Source organism: Kitasatospora sp. Ki12, from assembly GCF_054601375.1.
The window spans coordinates 955,853-973,071 of the sequence record NZ_BAAIHT010000002.1; the positions used below are offsets into that span (position 1 = coordinate 955,853).

General features: G+C 74.5%; 14 protein-coding genes. 5 read left to right on the forward strand and 9 right to left on the reverse strand.

What is annotated here, in order from left to right; translation table 11 throughout:
* The first annotated feature begins 154 nt into the window (after positions 1-154).
* Together ACYP53_RS21865 and ACYP53_RS21870 are read left to right on the forward strand one after the other, a co-directional pair.
* Positions 155-535: a hypothetical protein gene (locus tag ACYP53_RS21865; RefSeq protein WP_459648624.1), complete on the forward strand. Its 381-nt coding sequence runs from the start codon at positions 155-157 to the stop codon at positions 533-535.
* 179 nt (positions 536-714) lie between these two features.
* On the forward strand, positions 715-1,548 hold the full coding sequence (locus ACYP53_RS21870) for a hypothetical protein (RefSeq protein ID WP_459648625.1): 834 nt from the start codon (positions 715-717) through the stop codon (positions 1,546-1,548).
* 128 nt (positions 1,549-1,676) lie between these two features.
* Here the strand turns inward: ACYP53_RS21870 and ACYP53_RS21875 are convergent, their stop codons facing one another.
* From ACYP53_RS21875 to ACYP53_RS21890, 4 genes are all read right to left on the reverse strand, one after another.
* Complete coding sequence (locus ACYP53_RS21875) at positions 1,677-2,513, reverse strand: excalibur calcium-binding domain-containing protein (protein WP_459648626.1); 837 nt, start codon at positions 2,511-2,513, stop codon at positions 1,677-1,679.
* A 134-nt stretch (positions 2,514-2,647) separates the two neighbouring features.
* Positions 2,648-3,541, reverse strand: a complete 894-nt coding sequence (locus ACYP53_RS21880; protein ID WP_459648627.1) for an MBL fold metallo-hydrolase — start codon at positions 3,539-3,541, stop codon at positions 2,648-2,650.
* Positions 3,534-4,433, reverse strand: coding sequence for an NAD-dependent epimerase/dehydratase family protein (locus ACYP53_RS21885; RefSeq protein WP_459648628.1), 900 nt, complete (start codon positions 4,431-4,433; stop codon positions 3,534-3,536). Before ACYP53_RS21885 ends, ACYP53_RS21880 begins: the two co-directional genes overlap by 8 nt.
* A gap of 102 nt (positions 4,434-4,535) precedes the next feature.
* A complete protein-coding gene (locus ACYP53_RS21890; RefSeq protein ID WP_459648629.1) occupies positions 4,536-5,564 on the reverse strand; it encodes a helix-turn-helix domain-containing protein in 1,029 nt (342 codons plus the stop codon).
* 221 nt (positions 5,565-5,785) lie between these two features.
* Between ACYP53_RS21890 and ACYP53_RS21895 the strand changes: the two genes are divergently transcribed.
* Positions 5,786-7,435, forward strand: a complete 1,650-nt coding sequence (locus ACYP53_RS21895) for a CocE/NonD family hydrolase (protein ID WP_459648630.1) — start codon at positions 5,786-5,788, stop codon at positions 7,433-7,435.
* A gap of 154 nt (positions 7,436-7,589) precedes the next feature.
* On the forward strand, positions 7,590-9,557 hold the full coding sequence (locus tag ACYP53_RS21900) for a LamG-like jellyroll fold domain-containing protein (protein ID WP_459648631.1): 1,968 nt from the start codon (positions 7,590-7,592) through the stop codon (positions 9,555-9,557).
* A 92-nt stretch (positions 9,558-9,649) separates the two neighbouring features.
* Here the strand turns inward: ACYP53_RS21900 and ACYP53_RS21905 are convergent, their stop codons facing one another.
* The 4 genes from ACYP53_RS21905 to ACYP53_RS21920 all read right to left on the reverse strand — a co-directional run bounded on the left by ACYP53_RS21905 (position 9,650) and on the right by ACYP53_RS21920 (position 15,567).
* A complete protein-coding gene (locus ACYP53_RS21905; RefSeq protein WP_459648632.1) occupies positions 9,650-10,693 on the reverse strand; it encodes a serine/threonine-protein kinase in 1,044 nt (347 codons plus the stop codon).
* A 116-nt stretch (positions 10,694-10,809) separates the two neighbouring features.
* Entirely contained in the window at positions 10,810-12,213 is a 1,404-nt protein-coding gene (gltX, locus tag ACYP53_RS21910) for a glutamate--tRNA ligase (protein ID WP_459649808.1), read from the reverse strand.
* Positions 12,214-12,340: 127 nt separating this feature from the next.
* On the reverse strand, positions 12,341-13,999 hold the full coding sequence (locus ACYP53_RS21915) for an FAD-dependent monooxygenase (RefSeq protein ID WP_459648633.1): 1,659 nt from the start codon (positions 13,997-13,999) through the stop codon (positions 12,341-12,343).
* 32 nt (positions 14,000-14,031) lie between these two features.
* Positions 14,032-15,567: an MFS transporter gene (locus ACYP53_RS21920; protein ID WP_459648634.1), complete on the reverse strand. Its 1,536-nt coding sequence runs from the start codon at positions 15,565-15,567 to the stop codon at positions 14,032-14,034.
* Between the two features lie 129 nt (positions 15,568-15,696).
* Between ACYP53_RS21920 and ACYP53_RS21925 the strand changes: the two genes are divergently transcribed.
* Positions 15,697-16,314, forward strand: coding sequence for a TetR/AcrR family transcriptional regulator C-terminal domain-containing protein (locus tag ACYP53_RS21925; RefSeq protein WP_459648635.1), 618 nt, complete (start codon positions 15,697-15,699; stop codon positions 16,312-16,314).
* A gap of 175 nt (positions 16,315-16,489) precedes the next feature.
* Here the strand turns inward: ACYP53_RS21925 and ACYP53_RS21930 are convergent, their stop codons facing one another.
* Positions 16,490-17,212 (reverse strand): TetR/AcrR family transcriptional regulator, encoded by a 723-nt coding sequence (locus ACYP53_RS21930; RefSeq protein WP_459648636.1) that lies wholly within the window; start codon positions 17,210-17,212, stop codon positions 16,490-16,492.
* Between the last annotated feature and the right edge of the window lie 7 nt (positions 17,213-17,219).

A 17,219-nucleotide genomic window follows, 5' to 3' on the forward strand; every position in this document is an offset into this window, starting at 1 on the left:
CGAACCCCGACCGCCAGCCGGGCGGATCCGGCCCGCGGGCGGACCTGGCCTTCGGGCCCCGCTCCCCCGTGCCGCACAGCGCGCGGGCCGGGCCGGACGGGCGGGTTGCCGCATCACCGTCCGGCCGGTCCCGGCGGGCACTATCCTCGGGTGCATGCCGAGCCCTGATGCGCTGCTTGTCGACATCGCCGCCATGGTGGAGTCCGAGCGCAGCAACCAGATGCCCCTGACCGTGGTCGTCCCGGGAGCGGTCATCACCGGCCGTCTGGCGCCGGAACGCCTGTGGCACGAGCGGGTGGCCGAAGTCCTGGCCGCCTCCGACCACCTGAAGCCCTTCGCCGCGCTGTTCACGGCACCCTCCGCCGAGGGCGGAGAGACGGGTCCGCGCCCCGGCCGCCCCACCCACCTGCACCTGCACGTCGCCCGCATCCTCCAGGGCAGCTACGGCCTGCCGCACACCGGGGGCATGTACCGCATCGCCATCGCCGACGTGAGCAGCTGGACGGTGGGAGACCTCAGCTACTCCGACCAGTGACGCCTCGGCCGCCGGCCCCCACCCGGGCGCGGGCCGGCGGCCGCACCCGCGCCCGGGCGAGGCGCCGGAGTGATCTGTTCGAATCGTCCGGGTGAGGGGCCGGGGCACGACGACCGGAGGCAGCAGCGGAGGGGATACGGGAGACACCCCTGCTCGTCCCCGTTCCCCCGGAGGAAGCGTTGAGAAGAACGCGAGCCCTGACCGTACTGATCGCCCTGATCCTCTCCCTCGCGGCGCCGCCCGCCGCCGCCCGGGAGTCCGGCCCTCCCCCGGCGCGCCCGCCCGCCGCGCCGGCGGAGGTGCTCACCCAGGTCATCGGTGATCCGGTGGCCGTGCCCCGGAGCAACGTCCACGTCTTCTACGAAGCGAGCGTGACCTGCCCGGCCGGGCAGACCCCGACCGGCGGCGGACCGAAGGTCTCCCCCTACGACAACCCGCTGGAGATGATCAGCTCCTACCCCCGCGGCAACGGCTGGGTCGTCACAGTGGACGGCGGATCGGACGTCGACGCGACCCTGTGGGCGACGGTGATCTGTTCCACGGAGCCGCACACCCAGGTCTCCGGCGGGCCCGTCACGATTGCGCCGCAGAGCGAGGGCGGCCTCTCGGCGACCTGCCCGGCCGGCCAGTACGCCACCGGGGGCGGCGGGCTCGTCGACCTCGGCGTCGTCCATGTCTACGAGTCCTTCGCCGGCGGGAACGAGGCGAACGACCGCTGGACCTACTACATCAACAACCCGGCCGGGAGGCCCCTGGAGTTGAGGCCCTTCGTGATCTGCTCGACCTCGCCCCATCACCACTACTGGGGCGACGGCACGAAGCTCCCCTTCTCCCACGGGACCGCCCACGACCTGAAGTACTGCCCGTCGGGCACGGTCACCGGCGGAGGCGCGCTCGCCATCGGAACGGCGATCTACGAGTCCAGCTTCTGGGGCAACGGCTGGCTGGCCCAAGCCGTGAACTACTCGGGGGACCATCCGGAAGTGCGCGCGAACGTGGTCTGCAAGGACTGAGTCGAACGGATCGATACGGAGTGGGAAGTCAGCGGATCCGACGTCCCACTCCGTCGTTGAAGCCCGTCATCAGCACATGAGACGGCCCGGCGGCGAGAGCGCCGCCGGGCCGCTGGTGCGTCGTGCGGTCACTCGCAGGCGACGCCGTCGCCGTCGCGGTCGAGTGCCGGGCGGTAGCCCGCGTCGCCCCGGTGCAGCGGGGCCGCCCCGGCATTCTTGGCCGCGGCACAGTTGGCGTAGTACGCCGCGCCGCCGCCGGAGGACGAACCGCCGCCGGTGCCAGCGCTGGTGGAGCCGCTGGTGGAGCCGCCCGAGGTCGTGCCGCCGGTCGTGGACCCACCCGAGCCACCGGTCGTCGAGCCCCCGCTCGTGGACCCTCCGCTCGTCGAGCCGCCGGTGGAGGTCTTGCCGGAGTGGGGTTCGCAGGCGACGCCGTCGCCGTCCGCGTCGAGATCCGGGCGGTAGCCCGCGTCGCCGCGGTGCAGCGGGGCCGCTCCGGCCTTCTCGGCCGCCGTGCAGTTCTCGAAGTAGACGGCGGCCGGCGCGGCCGGGGTGGGCGTCGGCGCCGGGGGCAGCACGGGGGGCGGAGTCGGGGTCGGCGTGGGCGTGGGCGTCGGGGTGGGCGTGGGCGTCGGGGTGGGCGTGGGCGTCGGGGTGGGCGTGGGCGTCGGGGTGGGCGTCGGGACCGGCGCCATCGCCGCGGCGGGCGTCGCGGTGGCCGCGGCCGGCTGGGCCGAGGTGCCGGGGTTGGGCTTCGGGTCCGCCAGGACTGCCGCCAGCCAGATCAGGCAGTAGATCCCGCCGATCACGCTGACCGCGATCTTCACGGGCCGCTGCCAGAGCGAGGTCCACACCAGCGCCAGACCGATGGGCGGCACGAAGAGCAGGGCGATGACGATCACCGCGGGTCGACGCCACCACGGGCGGGCGGGAGCGGCGGCCGGCGGCGGGTACGCGTAGGTCATTGCGCCATCAGATCACCGCCTGCACACCTCCCGAGCCAAAATAGATCACATTTCAACTACAACCGGGCCGGACTCCGTGCCCCGGCCGCCCGGTCCCCTGTGCCGGGCGGACGGGACACGGAGTCCAGTGGTCGTCAGGAGTGGGCTTCCGCCGGCCGTCCCTGTTCGAAGCGGAGGTAGCGTTCGACCGAGCGGGCCAGGACCCCGTTGCCGTCGGCGGCGACGACGCCGTCCCACCAGGCGCCGTAGATCCGCTCGAAGCGGTAGCCGCCGAGCAGTTCGCCGGCGGCGCGCACCGCGTCGGGGCGCTCCGGGATGTGGTTGGCGTAGCTGTACATGATGCTGACCCAGCGGCGGTCCGGGCAGACGTTGACGACGTCGCCGCTGAACAGCGCGCCCTCGCCGGTGCTGTCGTGCATGACCGTGCTGCCGGGGAAGTGCACGCCCGGGTTGATCAGCGTCAGTTCGTCGGTGAGCCGGTGGGTCCGTCCGTTCCAGAACCGGATGGCGGGGTCGGGGCGGGCGACCCACCGGCGGTCGGCCTCGTGCAGGTGGACGGGGGCGTCGAAGGCGTGGGCCCAGTCGACCATGGCGGAGTAGAAGTGCGGGTGGCTGACGGCGATCGCGCTGATGCCGCCGAGCGCCCGCACCTCCTCGATCATCGCGTCGTCGAGGTAGGGGACGCAGTCCCACAGCACGTTGCCGGAGGGGGTGCGCAGCAGCAGTGCGCGCTGGCCGATGGCGAAGGAGGGGGTGCAGCCGATGCCGAGGACGCCGGGGCCCTGTTCCTCGAAGCGGCCCTGGTGGCCCTCCTCCCGCAGCTCGGCCAGGCTGGTCCACCGCTGGCCGTCGGGCCTGACGTACTGGCGCTCGTCCAGGCAGACCGGGCAGTCGGGGCGCGGGGCGGCGTACTGGGTACCGCAGGTGCGGCAGACGGGCAGGGTGAGGCCCGCGAGTTCGGTGCGGCCACTGAGGCTGCTGGGGCCATCGAGGCCGCTGGGGTCATTGGGGTCATTGGGGTCAGCCACGGTCGCCTCCGGCGGCGTCGGTCAGGTCGGTCTGGTCGGTGAGGTCGGTCAGCGGGTGCGGGCGGACGGGCCGCCAGCCGAGTTCGGTGACGGCTCGGCGGCCGGCGACCACCTGATGGAGGGCCAGGGCCTCGGCGAACGGCGCGCCCACCGCCTCGGCGGCCCGCTCCACCGGCCAGGGCTCGGCCCGGCCGGTGCCGCCCGCGGCGACGTCGGCGGCCGCGGCCAGGGCGGCGACCGGCACCGCCCGGTGGGCCACGCCGTGCAGCACGCTGCCGGCCTCGGCCTTGGTCAGGGTCAGCGCGAACAGGTCGGCGAGGTCGTCCACGTGCACCATCGGCCAGCAGGTCGCCGCCGAACCGACGTAGCGGCCCGTGCCGTGCTCGCGCGCCCAGCCGGTCATCAGGCCGGGAATGCCGCCGCCGCGGCCGTACACGATGCCGGGCCGCACCACAACGGCCCGCACCTCGTTCCCGGTGCTCGCCAGGACCCGCCGCTCGATCCGCGGGCGGTGGCCGACGATGGGGATCGCGTTCACCGGCGCGTCCTCGTCGACCGCCTCCGGGCCGGTGGCGCCGAGCACCCACACACCGCTGGCGTAGACGAACGCCCTTCCGCTGCCGTGGAGTTCACCGGTCAGCGCGTCCGCGGCCGCCGCGTCCACCGCCTCGTCGCCGGTCGGGGTGGCGAGGTTCAGGACGGCGTCGATGTCGTCGGTGACGGCGGCCCGCAGCGAGGCCGGGTCGGCCAGGTCGCCCACCCGTACCGGCACCTCGGGCGCGAACCGGCCCGCGTCCCGTACGAAGTGGACCACCTGGTGGCCGTCAGCCGTCAGCCGCCGCACCACCGCCGATCCGACGTAGCCGGTGGACCCCAGCACAAGTACCTTCACATCCGCTCCCGTTCGCGTTCTCGATCGCAGGCAGCCGGCGGACGCCCGTACGGTGGGCACCCGGTACGGACGTCGCTTCGGCGCTGCCGACGCCAGGAGAATCTAGGGCCGTTCCTTCGACCCCGGTCGACCTTGCGTGCGCGATCGCTCGACTCCGCGTGCACCGTCCGCGCCCAGGGCGCGCCGGCGGTGCTCGGTGGGCGTGCGGCCGAACTCCTGACGGAAGGCACGGCCGAAGACGGTCGGGCTGGTGAAGCCGGAGCGGACGGCGATCGTCTGGACCGGCAGGTCGCGCAGCTCGGGGCGGGCGAGGTCGTCACGGCAGCGCTCCAGCCGGCGGCGCCGGATGAAGGCCGCGACGCCCTCGGGCTCGTCCCGGAACAGCGCGTAGAGGCTGCGCAGCGAGACGTTGAGGCGGGCGGCGACCACGCCGGGGGTGAGTTCCGGGTCGCCGAGGTTGCGTTCGATGAAGGTCTTGGCCTGTTCCAGGGCGGCGCGGGCGCGGACCTCGGGCGCGGTGGCCGCGAGGGCGCCGAGCTGGTCCGCCAGGTAGGCCGTGGCCAGGTCGAGGGCCACCCGCCCGAGCACCGGGAGCTCCTCGGGCCGGCAGTCCGGGCCGTTGTCGCGCACGCTGGTCATGAAGTCGGCCATCACGGCGCCGAGCCCGGTCCGGGGCAGCCCGGCGACCACCAGCCGGTCGGCCCGCTCGGCCCGGAGCGCCAGTTCCGACCTCGGGATCTGCAGCATGACCACCCGGGTCGGGCGGTCGTCACCGCTGTTGTCGCAGGCCAACGGAGCCGAGGTGTTGGTGAGGACGAAACCGTCGACGACCGGCCCGGACTCCCGCCCGAACTGGCAGGTCCTCATCGCGCTGACCTCGACCAGGGCGAGCTGGTACTGCTCGGGATCCCCGCGCCTGATGTGGGCCGGGGTGCGGCGCGACCGCAGCGGCGAGAACTCGTACGCCGACAGCTTGGCCGTCCCCAGGTCGAGTTCCCCCAGCCACGCGTCGAAGTCCCCCGCCCGCTCGGTGTCGATCGCCACGGGCATCAGATCCGTGGACACCGCCTCGGTGAACCACTCGAACCTGTCCTCGACCGGCACGTCGGCCGCGGACACACTCGTCCACATCCCCACTCCCCCCGTATCACAACGATCTTGATGATACGTCCGGCGAACGGGCGGACGGGCGGACGGGCTGACGGGCTGACGGGCGGGCTCCGGACGGAGGGGTATCGCCACTCCACTCTTTGCTACTGGCCGGTAATTTGGCTGATCATCATCTCCTCTGCGGCTTCATCAGCTCGCTAGGCTCCGGCAGTCGAGCGGTTCGAGCACAGATGGAGCACGTGATGGAACGACCCACCCCCAGCCGTGGACGCCGGACGGCGAGCGCCGTCCTCGCGGCGGCCCTCGTCCTCGGCGGGGCCGCCGTCGCCCGGCCCGCCGTCGCGGACGCGTCGCCCGCGGCTTCGGTGGGGGCCGGGTCGTTCCGGCTGGCCGACATCCCGGCGAAGGACGGCGTCGTTCTCAAGGCCGACGTGTTCACCCCGGCCGCCGGGACGCCGTGGGCCGATCCGCGCGGGCGCTACCCGCTGGTGGTGCAGCCGGCCAGCTGGGGACAGAACGACCTGGAGTACGTCGCGCAGGGCCGGGCGCTCGCCGCCGAGGGGTACGTCGTCGTCACCTACACGGTGCGGGGCTTCTGGGGCTCCGGCGGGGAGGTCGACGTCGCCGGGCCCAAGGACGTCGCGGACATCTCCACGGTGATCGACTGGGCGCTCGCGCACACCCCCGCCGCCCCGGACCGGATCGGCATGGTCGGGCTCTCGCTGGGCGGCGGCCTGACCCTGCTCGGCGCCGCCGCCGACCCGCGGATCAAGGCCGTCGCCTCGCTCAGCGGCTGGGCCGACCTCACCGACTCGCTCTACAGCGGGCAGACCCGGCACCTCCAGGCGGCGGCCGTGCTCGCCGGCATCCAGGCGCCGACCGGCCGCAAGAGCCCCGAGTTCGCGCGGGTCCTGGACGACCTGTTCGCCGACCGCGACCTGCCCGGGGTCATCGACTGGGCCGACGTCCGCTCCCCCGCCCGCCGGCTCGACCGGATCAACGCCAACGGCACCGCCGTCCTGATGGCCAACGCCTGGGGCGACAGCTTCTTCAACCCCAGCCAGGTCACCGACTTCTACCAGCGGCTGACCGGCCCCAAGCGCCTCGAACTGCGCCCGGGCGACCACGCCAGCCAGGAGTTCACCGGGCTGCTCGGCCTGGACAACGCCACCTGGAACAGCGCGCGCCACTGGCTCGACCGGTACGTCAAGGGCGACCCGGCCGCGGACACCCGCACCCAGCCGGTCCAGCTCGACGTCCGCCCCTCCGGCACGACCGAGAGCCACCCCGACTGGCAGTCCGTCAGCTCCCGGACCGAGCGGCTCGCGATCGGCGCCGACGGCCTCGCGGCCGCCCCCGGCGGTCCGGCCGTCGGTCCGGCCGACGCGGACTGGCGGACCACCGTACTCGGCGACACCCCCTCCGGCGCGAGCGGCGGCGTCGCCCTGCTGTCCGGGCTGGTCGACCAGACCGTGCACCAGCCGCCCACCGTGGTCGTCCCGCTGCTGGCCCGCCCGGCCGCCGTCGTCCGCCAGTCGCAGCCCTACCCGCAGGGCCTGTCGCTGCGCGGCGCCGCCCGGGTGCACACCACGGTCACCTCGACGGCCCCGCAGGGCACGGTCGTCGCCTACCTCTACGACGTGGACGCGCTCGGCATCGGCCGGCTGGTCTCGCACGCCCCGCGGAGCTGGTCCGGGCGGACCCCCGGACAGCCCTTCCCCCTGGACCTCCCGCTCTTCACCACGGCGTACGACCTGCCGGCCGGCCACCACCTGGCCCTGGTGCTGGGCACCCGGGACGCCCTGTACGGCGGGGAGACCCCGCTCGGCTCCCGGGTCACCTTCGGCTCCTCCGCCGCCGACCCGGCCACCCTGACCCTGCCGGTGCGCTGACCGTCCGGCAGCCTGAAGCTTGTCGCCCGTCGTCCCGGGGCGTGCCGGGACGACGGCATTCGGCCACTGTTCAGCACCGCGTGACCACCTGGATGACCTGCGACAAGGTTCGGTTCCTAGCGTCTGGGGACACCCCACTCGCTTTGGAGCGATCATGCACGAATTCCATCCGTCCGACGCGTGTGCCTGCCCCCGTACCGCGGACCTCGACGGGCACGGGACGGCGGCGGCGAGCCGGCGGCGGTTCCTGCGCGGGGCCGGGCTGTTGGGGGCCGGGGTGAGCGCGGCGGGGCTCGGCGTGTTCGGCGCGGCCGGTCCGGCAGAGGCGGCGGCCGACGCACCCAAGCCTCCCCGGGACCGCACCCGCCGGAACGGCTGGGAGCCCGATCCCGACAGCCGGCAGTTCACCTTCGTCGTCATGCCGGACACCCAGTACCTGTTCGACGAGGACCGGATCCACCCCGCCCCGCTGGAGGCGTCCTTCCGCTACGTCCTCGACGGCGGGACGAACCGCGAGGGTGGCAGGGACGACAACATCGTCTTCCTCGCCCACCTCGGCGACGTCACCGAGCACGGACTGCCCACCGAGTACGCCGCCGTGACGAAGTCCTTCGCCATGCTGGACGACGCCGGCGTCGCGTACGGCGTGCTCGCGGGCAACCACGACGTCCGGTCCTCGACCGACGACCAGCGGGGCAGCACCCCGTACCTGCAGACCTTCTCCCCGGCGCGGGCCGCCCGCACGCCCGGCTACCGGGCCTCCAGCCCCGACGGGTACAACACCTGCCACGTCTTCAAGGCGGCCGGCCGCGAGTGGATGGTCCTCTCGCTGGACTGGCGCCTGTCGGACGCGGGCTTCGCCTGGGCCAACAGGATGATCGCCGCGAACCCGAAGCTGCCGGTCATCCTCACCACCCACGAGATGGCGTACGCGGACGACAGCGGCAAGGCGACGCTCTCCGACTACGGGCACCGCCTCTGGGACAAGCTCGTCAGCGGCAACGACCAGGTGTTCCTCACCGTCAACGGGCACTACTGGCCGCCCGGCCGCATCGTCCTCAAGAACAAGGCCGGCCACGACGTCCACGTCCACATCACCAACTACCAGGACCGCTACTACGGCGGCGCGGCGATGATCCGCAGCTACCGGTTCGACCTCGACCGGAACACCGTCGACGTGTCGACGTTCTCGCCCTGGATCCTGGAGACGGCCGCCGAGGAGCGCAACGCCCTCGCCGCCCAGGAGGCCGAACTGACCTCCGACGTCGACCGGTTCTCGATCCCGATCGACTTCGAGCAGCGCTTCGCCGGCTTCGCCCCCGCCCCGCGCCGCCCGGCCCGCCCCGCGAGTGACCTGCTCGTCCGCGACACCCTCGCCTACTGGCGCTTCGACAACGGCGGCAAGGCCGGCACCGGGCTCCCGGACCGGCAGGTCGTCCGGGACCTCAGCGGGCAGGGCAACGACCTGGTCCGCCAGGCCACCCCGGGCGCGCCCGACACCGTGCTCACCTGGTCGTCCGACCACCACCCGGACCAGCCCGGCCACGGCAGCCTGCTCTTCGACAGCCGTAACAAGCCGCCGGTCGGCGCGTACCTCGAGACCGTGCCCACCGCGCCCGTCAACCGCCAGACCTTCGAGCGCGGTTACACCGTCGAGGCGTTCTTCAAGCTGCCCGCCGACTGGTCCCCGGGGCAGAACGCGTGGTCGGCACTCCTGAGCCGTTGGGGCATGAGCGGCGAGGCGGGCAAGAGCGGCGACTCGACCGACCCGCAGGAGCCGGTCGTCACCCTCAGCCTCTCCGACGCACCCGCCCTGCAGTGGTGCGTCTACCCGCTCAACCAGACCGGCGCCTCGACCTGCTGGGGCCACCAGCTGCCGCTGGACCACTGGTGGCACGTCGCCGTCGTCAACGACGGCCGGCTCAACCGGATGTACGTGGACGGCTGCGAGGTCGCCCGCAACCCGTCCACCCCGGCGGTCGGCCTGACCACCCTCGGGCGGCCGTGGATGCTCGGCGGGTACGAGTACGGTGGCATGCTGGACAAGATCCTCCACGGCTGGATCGGCGACGTGCGGATCGTACGGCGTGCGCTGTCGACGGAGGAGTTCATGATCTCGTGACGCCGGAATGCCCCGGGAAATGACGCGGGAATGACGCCGCGCGCCACCGCGCCCCACCTCGTCGATTGTGCGAAGCAGCGGCTCCTCCGGCCTCAGGCCCCGGGCAGGTGGTGTCCGTCGACCATCGTCCGTACCGGCGGCGGCAGCCAGTCGTCGACCGGGGCCTGGACCCCGGAGAGCTGCCGGAGGACGTCGGACGCGGTGGGCCGGCGGCCGGGGTCGTGGTCGAGGCAGCGCGCGATGATCCCGGCCAGCTGGGTGGGGAGCATGCCCAGGGCCGACTCCAGCGACGTGCCCTGGGGGAAGGGCGCGGCGCCGGCGGCGTGGCAGAGCACCATGCCGAAGGCGTACAGGTCGACGGCCGAGGTGACCGGTGCGCCGGAGAGCTGCTCGGGTGCGACGAACCCCGGTGTCCCGATGACGAAGCCGGTGGAGGTGAGCTGGGTGCCGTCGGCGAGTTGGGCGATGCCGAAGTCGATCAGCCGCGGGCCCGTCCCGGAGACGATGACGTTGCTCGGCTTGAGGTCGCGGTGGATCACCCCGCTCCCGTGGATCTCCGCCAGCGCCTCGGCGATCCCGGCCGCGAGCGCGTGCAGGGTCCGTACGGGCACCGCGCCGTGCCGCTGGAGGACCTCCTGCAGCGACGGGCCCGGGATGTACTCGGTGGCCAGCCACGGCGGATCCCCGTGCGGGTCCGCGTCGACCACGGGGGCCGTGTGGAACCCGCCGACCGTGCGGGCCGCCTCGACCTCCCGGGCGAAGCGCCGCCGGAAGCCGGGGTCGACGGCGAGCTCGGGGTTGATGACCTTGACGGCGACCGGACGGCCGCCGGGCGTCAGGCCCAGGTAGACCGTGCCCATGCCGCCCTGTCCCAGCCGCGCCGTCAGCCGGAACCGCCCGAGACTCCCCAGGGCGGGCGGGGCGGGCGAAGCACTTTGTACGGGCCGGTGGGCGGGCGGGGCTGCCCCGAACACGGGTGGCGGGCCGACGCCCGGAGCGTGCCGCGGCGCCGCGAGGAGGCCGGCGTGCTCCTGCTCCGGGTGCCGTCGACGCTTCGCCCGCCGACGCGCCGACCTCACCGAGACCGTGACCGCCAGCACCAGGACGATCAGGGAGATCTGGACCACCAGTTCCATCCGAACTCCCCTGCCACCGACCGACAGTGGCCGCGCACCGTGCCACCCGCCGGAGTCTCCCAGATCCGCCGCACACCGCGACAGGGATTGGGGACATCGGTGCGCGGGCCGTTCCGTCAGCCGAGGCGCTCGGCGGCGGGGCTCGCGGTGGCGGCCAGACGGTCGGCGGCGGCGTCCAGACGGGCCAGGGTGCGCTCGCGGCCCAGCACCTCCAGGGACTCGAACAGCGGCAGGCCCACCGTCCGGCCGGTCACGGCCACCCGGACCGGTGCCTGCGCCCGGCCCAGCTTCAGCCCGTACTCGGCTGCCACCGCCTCCAGCTCCGCCTTCAGCGCCCCGGCCTCCCAGGTCGCCGCGTCGGCGAGCCGGCGCCGGGCGGTGCGCAACAGGGCGAGCGCGGTCCGACCGTCCTTCATGGCCTTCGCCCAGGAGGCGTCGTCCCGTACGGGCACGGGCAGGAAGAGGAAGTCGACCTGGTCGACGATCTCGCTCAGCACCGCGATCCGGGACTGCGCGAGCGGGGCGAGCACCGCGAAGGCCGCCGCGTCGTAGGCCTCGGCCGGCCACGGCGCGCGGGGCGCGGTCAGCCACGGCTCGCACAGGGCGGTGAACTCCGCCGTCCCCAGGGCCCGGAGGTACTCGCCGTTGAAGGCGCGCAGCTTGGCCGCGTCGAAGAAGGCCGAGGCGGCGTTCACGTCCGCGACCCGGAACAGACCCTCCAGCTCGGCGTACGGGCGGATCTCCACGTCGTCCTTCGGGCCCCAGCCCAGCAGCATCAGGTAGTTGACCACCGCCTCGGGCAGGTGGCCCTCCGCCAGGTAGTCCTCCAGGGCGACCTTGTCCCGGCGCTTGGACAGCTTCCGGCGCTGCTCGTTCACGATCACCGGCAGGTGCGCCCAGACCGGGGGCTCGGCGCCGAGCGCCTCCCACAGCAGCTGCTGCTTCGGGGTGTTGGACAGGTGCTCCTCGCCGCGGACGACCTGGGTGATGCCCTGGTCGAGGTCGTCGACGACGTTGGCCAGCAGGAAGACCGGGCTGCCGTCGCCTCGGGCGATCACGAAGTCCTCGATGGCGGAGTTCGGGAAGGCCGGCTCCCCGCGGATCAGGTCCACCACGACGGTGGCGCCCTCGTCCGGCGTGCGGAAGCGCAGCGCCCGGCCCGGCTCGAAGCCCAGTCCCCGCTCCCGGCAGTGCCCGTCGTACCCGAGCTGGGCGGAGCCGGTGCGCCCGGCCAGCTCCTCGCGGGTGCAGTCGCAGTAGTAGGCCCGCCCGGTGGCGTGGAGCTCCTCGGCGGCCGCGCGGTGGCGTTCGGCGTTGGCCGACTGGAAGTACGGGCCCTCGAAGGCCGGGTCGCCCTCGTGGATGCCGATCGAGGCGAGGGCGCTGATGATGCCCTCGGTCCACTCCGGCTTGTTGCGGGCGGCGTCGGTGTCCTCGATCCGCAGGACGAACGTGCCGCCCCGCTGTCGCGCCGTCGCCCAGTTGTACAGGGCCGAGCGGGCGCCGCCGACGTGGAACATGCCGGTGGGGCTCGGGGCGAATCGGACGCGTACGGGACGGGGTGCCTCGGTCATGGACGCAGGGTAGCGGTGACGGGCCGTGACCGAGGGCGATTTTCCCTGGCCGCGCGCCGGAGGACCCCGACGGCTACGGGTGGACCTCGGGGCCCGTGGGCGTGGGTGCCCGGTGGTCGGTGGTGTGGCGGGCGCGGAGCGGCAGCCGGCGCAGGGCGGCGTCGAGGGCGGCGGCCGGGTCCGCGGGGCCGGTGGCCGTCGGGTCGGCGGTCGTCCCGTCGGCGGCCGCCCGGCCGGTGGAGCGCCAGGCGATGTGGCCGTCGGGGCGGACGAGGACGGCGCCGTCGGGGGCGGTGCCGGTGAGGGCGGCGAACTCGGGTCCGGGGTCGGCGTGGCGCAGGCCGGCGGTGTCGGCGGGGCGGTGCCAGGCGGGTGGGCCGAGGAGGATCCAGTCCCCGGCCGGCAGGTCGAGGGTGGAGCGCGTCCGGGCGGGGTCGGTCCAGGCGTGCGGGAGGCGGGTGCCGGGGCTGCCGTCGAGGTCGGTGGCGACGGGGTCCGCCCGGTCCCCCGCCTCGGTGAGGACGGCGGCGGAGCGGTAGCGCTCGCCGAGGCCGTGCGCCGCGGGGCTGGTCCAGTCGGGGTCGGGTGTGGGGCTGCCGGGGGTCATGGCCCGGGCGTTGGCGCCCGAGGCGGCGACGGCGTGGACGGCGGCGGGGTGGCGCTCGTCCTGGTAGGTGTCCAGCAGGGTCTCGTCCGCGCGGCCGCCGAGGACGGCGCCGAGCTTCCAGGCGAGGTTGTGGACGTCGGCGATGCCGGTACTGGCGCCGCGGGCGCCGGCCGGGGGCATCTGGTGGGCCGCGTCGCCGGCGAAGAACACCCGGCCGGCGCGCAGCCGGTCGAGGGTGCGCTCGCGGGCCTCCCAGGGCAGCACGCTGACCACCTCGGGCTCGGCGCCGGGCACCCCGAGGACGTCCCGCAGGATCTGCTCGCACCGCTCGGGCGGGTAGTCGGCGGGGCTTTCGACGGCCGGGTCGTAGCGCAGGTGGAAGGCCCAGCGGGTGCGGGCGTCGATGGCGGTGAGCATGCCCCGTACGCCGGGGCGTGCGATCAGGACGACGCTGAACTCCCTGTCCCGGACGAGCTGTTCGAGGTCGGCGCGGAAGAGGATGTTGAGCTGGTGCCCGTGGCTCGGGCCGTACGTCGAGGAGACGCCGAGTTCGTGGCGCAGCGCGCCGCCGGCGCCGTCGGCGGCGATCAGGTAGTCGGCGGTGACGGTCTCGGTGGCGCCGGTGGCCAGGTCCGTCAGGTCGACGGCGAGGTGGTCGCCGCCGTGGCGCAGGCCGGTGCGCAGCGTGCCGAAGCGGATCTCGGCCGGTCGGCGGCGGGCCGCCGCGAGCAGGACGGGTTCGACGGCGTCGAGGGTCGCGCGACGGCCGGTGGCCGGGCTCCAGCGGGCCATCGCGGCGGGGGCGAAGATGCTCGCGGGCCGGTCCCCCGGGTTCGGTCGGCGCGGGACGTCGGCGAGGGCGGTGGCGAGGTCGGGGCCGCGGTGGAGCCCTTCGGCGCGGGCCAGCGGGGCGCCGGCCTCGCGGACGGCGTCCGCCACGCCGAGTTCGCGGTAGATCTCCATCGCGCGGGCGTTGAGGCTGCGGGCGCGCGGGTGGTCGTGGGTCGCGGGGTGGGCTTCGACCAGGAGGGAGGGCACGCCGTGGTGGGAGAGGGCGAGGGAGGCGGTCAGGCCGACGATGCCGCCGCCGACGACGAGGACGGGGTAGTGCTTGCCGGTGTGCATGGGCTGTTCTCCGGGAGGGTGTTGAGGCAGGTTCAGGAGCGGGTGCCGGTGCCGGCACCCCGGGCTCCGGGCAGGAGCAGGGAGGTGAGCGCGCCCAGCAGGCTGAGGGCCGCGGCGGCGAGCAGCGCCGCGCGGGAGCCGTGCAGGAGGGCGGCGGCGGTGGCCGTACCGGAAGCCGCGGTGTCGGCCGTGCCGCCGGTGACCGACTGCGCGATGGCGCCGAGCAGGGCGAGGCCGAGGGCGCCGCCCAGTTGGCGGGAGGTGTTGAGCAGGCCCGAGGCGAGGCCGGCCTCGGCGGGCGGGACGGCGGCGGTGGCCGCCGTGGTGGCGGACATCAGCATCAGGCCGAGGCCGGATCCGGTCAGCAGCAGCGGGCCGAGCAGGTCGGCGGTGTAGCGGGGGTCGGCCGGCAGGGTGGCGAGCCACAGCAGCCCGGCCGCCGCGACGGTGCCCCCGTACAGCGGCAGTCGGCGCGCCCCGGCGTCCAGCAGGCGGCGGGAGAGCAGCGCGGCCGCGGCCAGGCACACGCCCATCGGCAGCATCGCCAGTCCGGTCTGCTGGGCGGAGTAGCCGAGGACCTGCTGCATCAGCTGCGAGACGAGGAAGAGCGACGCCGTCAGGCTCGAACCGAGCAGGAGGACGACGAGGTTCCCGGTGGCGACGCCGGGCAGGCGGAAGACCGGCAGGCGGACCAGCGGGTTCGCGCTGCGCGCCTGGACGAGGACGAAGACGGTGAGCAGCAGGGCCGCGGCGGTGAGGGTGGCGAGGGTGGCGGGGGACGTCCAGCCGCGCTCGCCGCCGCGGGTGAGGCCGAACAGGAGCAGTCCGACGCCGGTGGTCGAGACGAGGGCCCCCGGCAGGTCGAGGCGGCCCAGGGAGCCGCGGACGTCGGCGGGCCGCAGGCAGAGGTGGACGGCGGTCAGCAGTGCGATGCCGATGGGCACGTTGACGTACATCACCCAGCGCCAGCCGGCGTGTTCGGTGAGGACACCGCCGAGCAGCACGCCGAGTGCGGCGGCCGACGAACTCGACGCCGCCCAGGCCGACATGGCGCGTCGGCGCAGGTGTGGCCGGTCGGCGGTGGCGGCGAGGACGACCCCGAGGGTCGAGGTCGCCAGTGCCGAGGCGCCCAGCCCTTGGGCGGCGCGGGCGGCGATCAGGGCCGGGCCGCTGCCGGCGAGGCCGCCGAGGGCGCTGGCGGCGGTGAACAGCACCAGGCCCGCCCGGAGGGTGGCCCGGCGGCCGAAGAGGTCGCCGGCGCGGGCCGCGAGCAGGGTGAAGCCGCCGAGCACCAGCAGGTAGGCGTCCACCACCCAGCGGGCGGCGGCGGATCCGAGTCCGAGGTCGGCGCTCATCGCGGGCAGGGCCACGTTCACGATGGCGCCGTCCGTCACGACCATGAACGACGCGGTGCAGGCGATCGCCACGGCCGCGGCGACGGGGAGGCCGGGCCGCAGCAGGCGTGGTGGCCCGGGCGCTGGCGGGCCGGCGGGCGGCGACGCGGCGGGCGTGGACGCGGTGGGCGGAGGTGGCGCGGCGGGGTCGCCGGCGGAGGAGGGCAGGGGCATGTCGACTCCTAACCTGAACAGTGTTCTAGTAGAACGGTGTTCAGGTTAGGGTAGGCTCAACGGCGTGTCAACGCGGGTGGCCATGGTCCGGAAGCCAGCCCAACCCGCCTTCCCAGCAAGGAGATCCGCGTGCGCCTGCACCGCGAGGACGTGCTCGCCGGAGCCCTCGGCCTGCTCGACCAGGACGGCCTGGACGGGCTCACCATGCGCCGCCTCGCCACGTCCCTGGGCGTCGGCCCCAGCGCCCTGTACTGGCACTACCGCGACAAGCAGGCCCTGCTGGAGGCCATCGCCGAGGAGATCATGAGCGGCGTCGCCGACGTCGACCTCGCACTGCCGCCGCGCGAGCGGACCGCCGAACTCGCCCGGCGCCTGCGGCGCGCCCTGCTCACCCGCCGCGACGGCGCCCGCGTCCTGTCCGGCACCTACGTACGCCGACCCAACACCCTCCGCTTCGGCGAGGTCGCCGTCCAGACCCTCGCCGCCGCCGGGGTGCCGGAGACGGAGACCGCGCTGGCCTTCTTCACCGTCCAGGACTACGTCCTCGGTCACGTCATCGAGGAACAGAGCCGCGAGCACCAGCTCGCCACCACCGACCGCACCCCGACCCCGGACGCCGCCGCCACCGGCGACTACCCGGCCATCGGTACGGCGATCCGCCACTGGGCCGCCCACACCCCGGACGACCGCTTCGAGTACGGCCTGCGGCTCCTGCTCGACGGCCTCGACCGCCGCACCGGCGCCTGACCGCCTGCCGCCCCGCGGCCGCCCTCCCCATGCCGGACAGGTGAGCACGGCCGAAGACGGCCCACGGCGGTTGCCGCCGTGGGCCGTCTTCGGCCGCTGCCTCACCGCACCGCTCGTCCGCTTCCCGCGCGAAGGCCCCGCCCATCGGATCGGCGGACGACAGCGAGACGGCTCGTCACACCTCGCCGGCCGGCCGCAGTTCGCGTTCGAGGGCGGAGAGGGCGAACGCGTCCGCGGAGGCGTGCTGCCAGCGCGGGCGTCCGAACATCACGTCCCCGGAGAGCCCGTTGAGCATGGCCACGGCCCTGATGACGAACTCGGTCGGGTCCACGTCGGCGAACCGCCCCAGGGCCCGGCCTTCGAGGAGGATGGCTTCCAGACGCTCCTCCCACGCGTCGGAGAGCGCGGTGAGGAGCTGCCGGCCGGCGTCGTCGTGGTGCTGGGCGAGCACGTGCGTCCACAGCGCGTAGCGCTCGTCACCCTGGTGGCGGGGCAGGTAGAAGCGGACGAACAGGGCCAGCTTCTCGGAGGGGGAGGCGGCCTGGTCCGCGGCCTGCTGGAACCGGGCCAGGAGGTCCGCTTCGCTCCATGCGAGGACTTCGAGCAGGAGGCGGTCCTTCTTGCCGAAGTGGTACAGGATGTGCCCGGTGCTCATCCCGGCCCGCGCGGCGATGTCCGACATCCGCACGGCGGCGGGGCCCTTCTCGGCGATGGCGCTGATCGCGGCCCGCATCGCCCGTCCCCGCGCTTCGTCGCCGCTGGGCTGGCGCTTCCGGTCGGCCGAGGCCAGGGCCGGCTGCGGGGTGGCACCGGGCTCCGCGTTCGGCGCGAGCCCGGTCGTGCCGTCCGGCGAGCGGAGTGGCTGGGGCCGGGCGGGCTCGGTCTCTGGCGTCGGCATGGCCTCA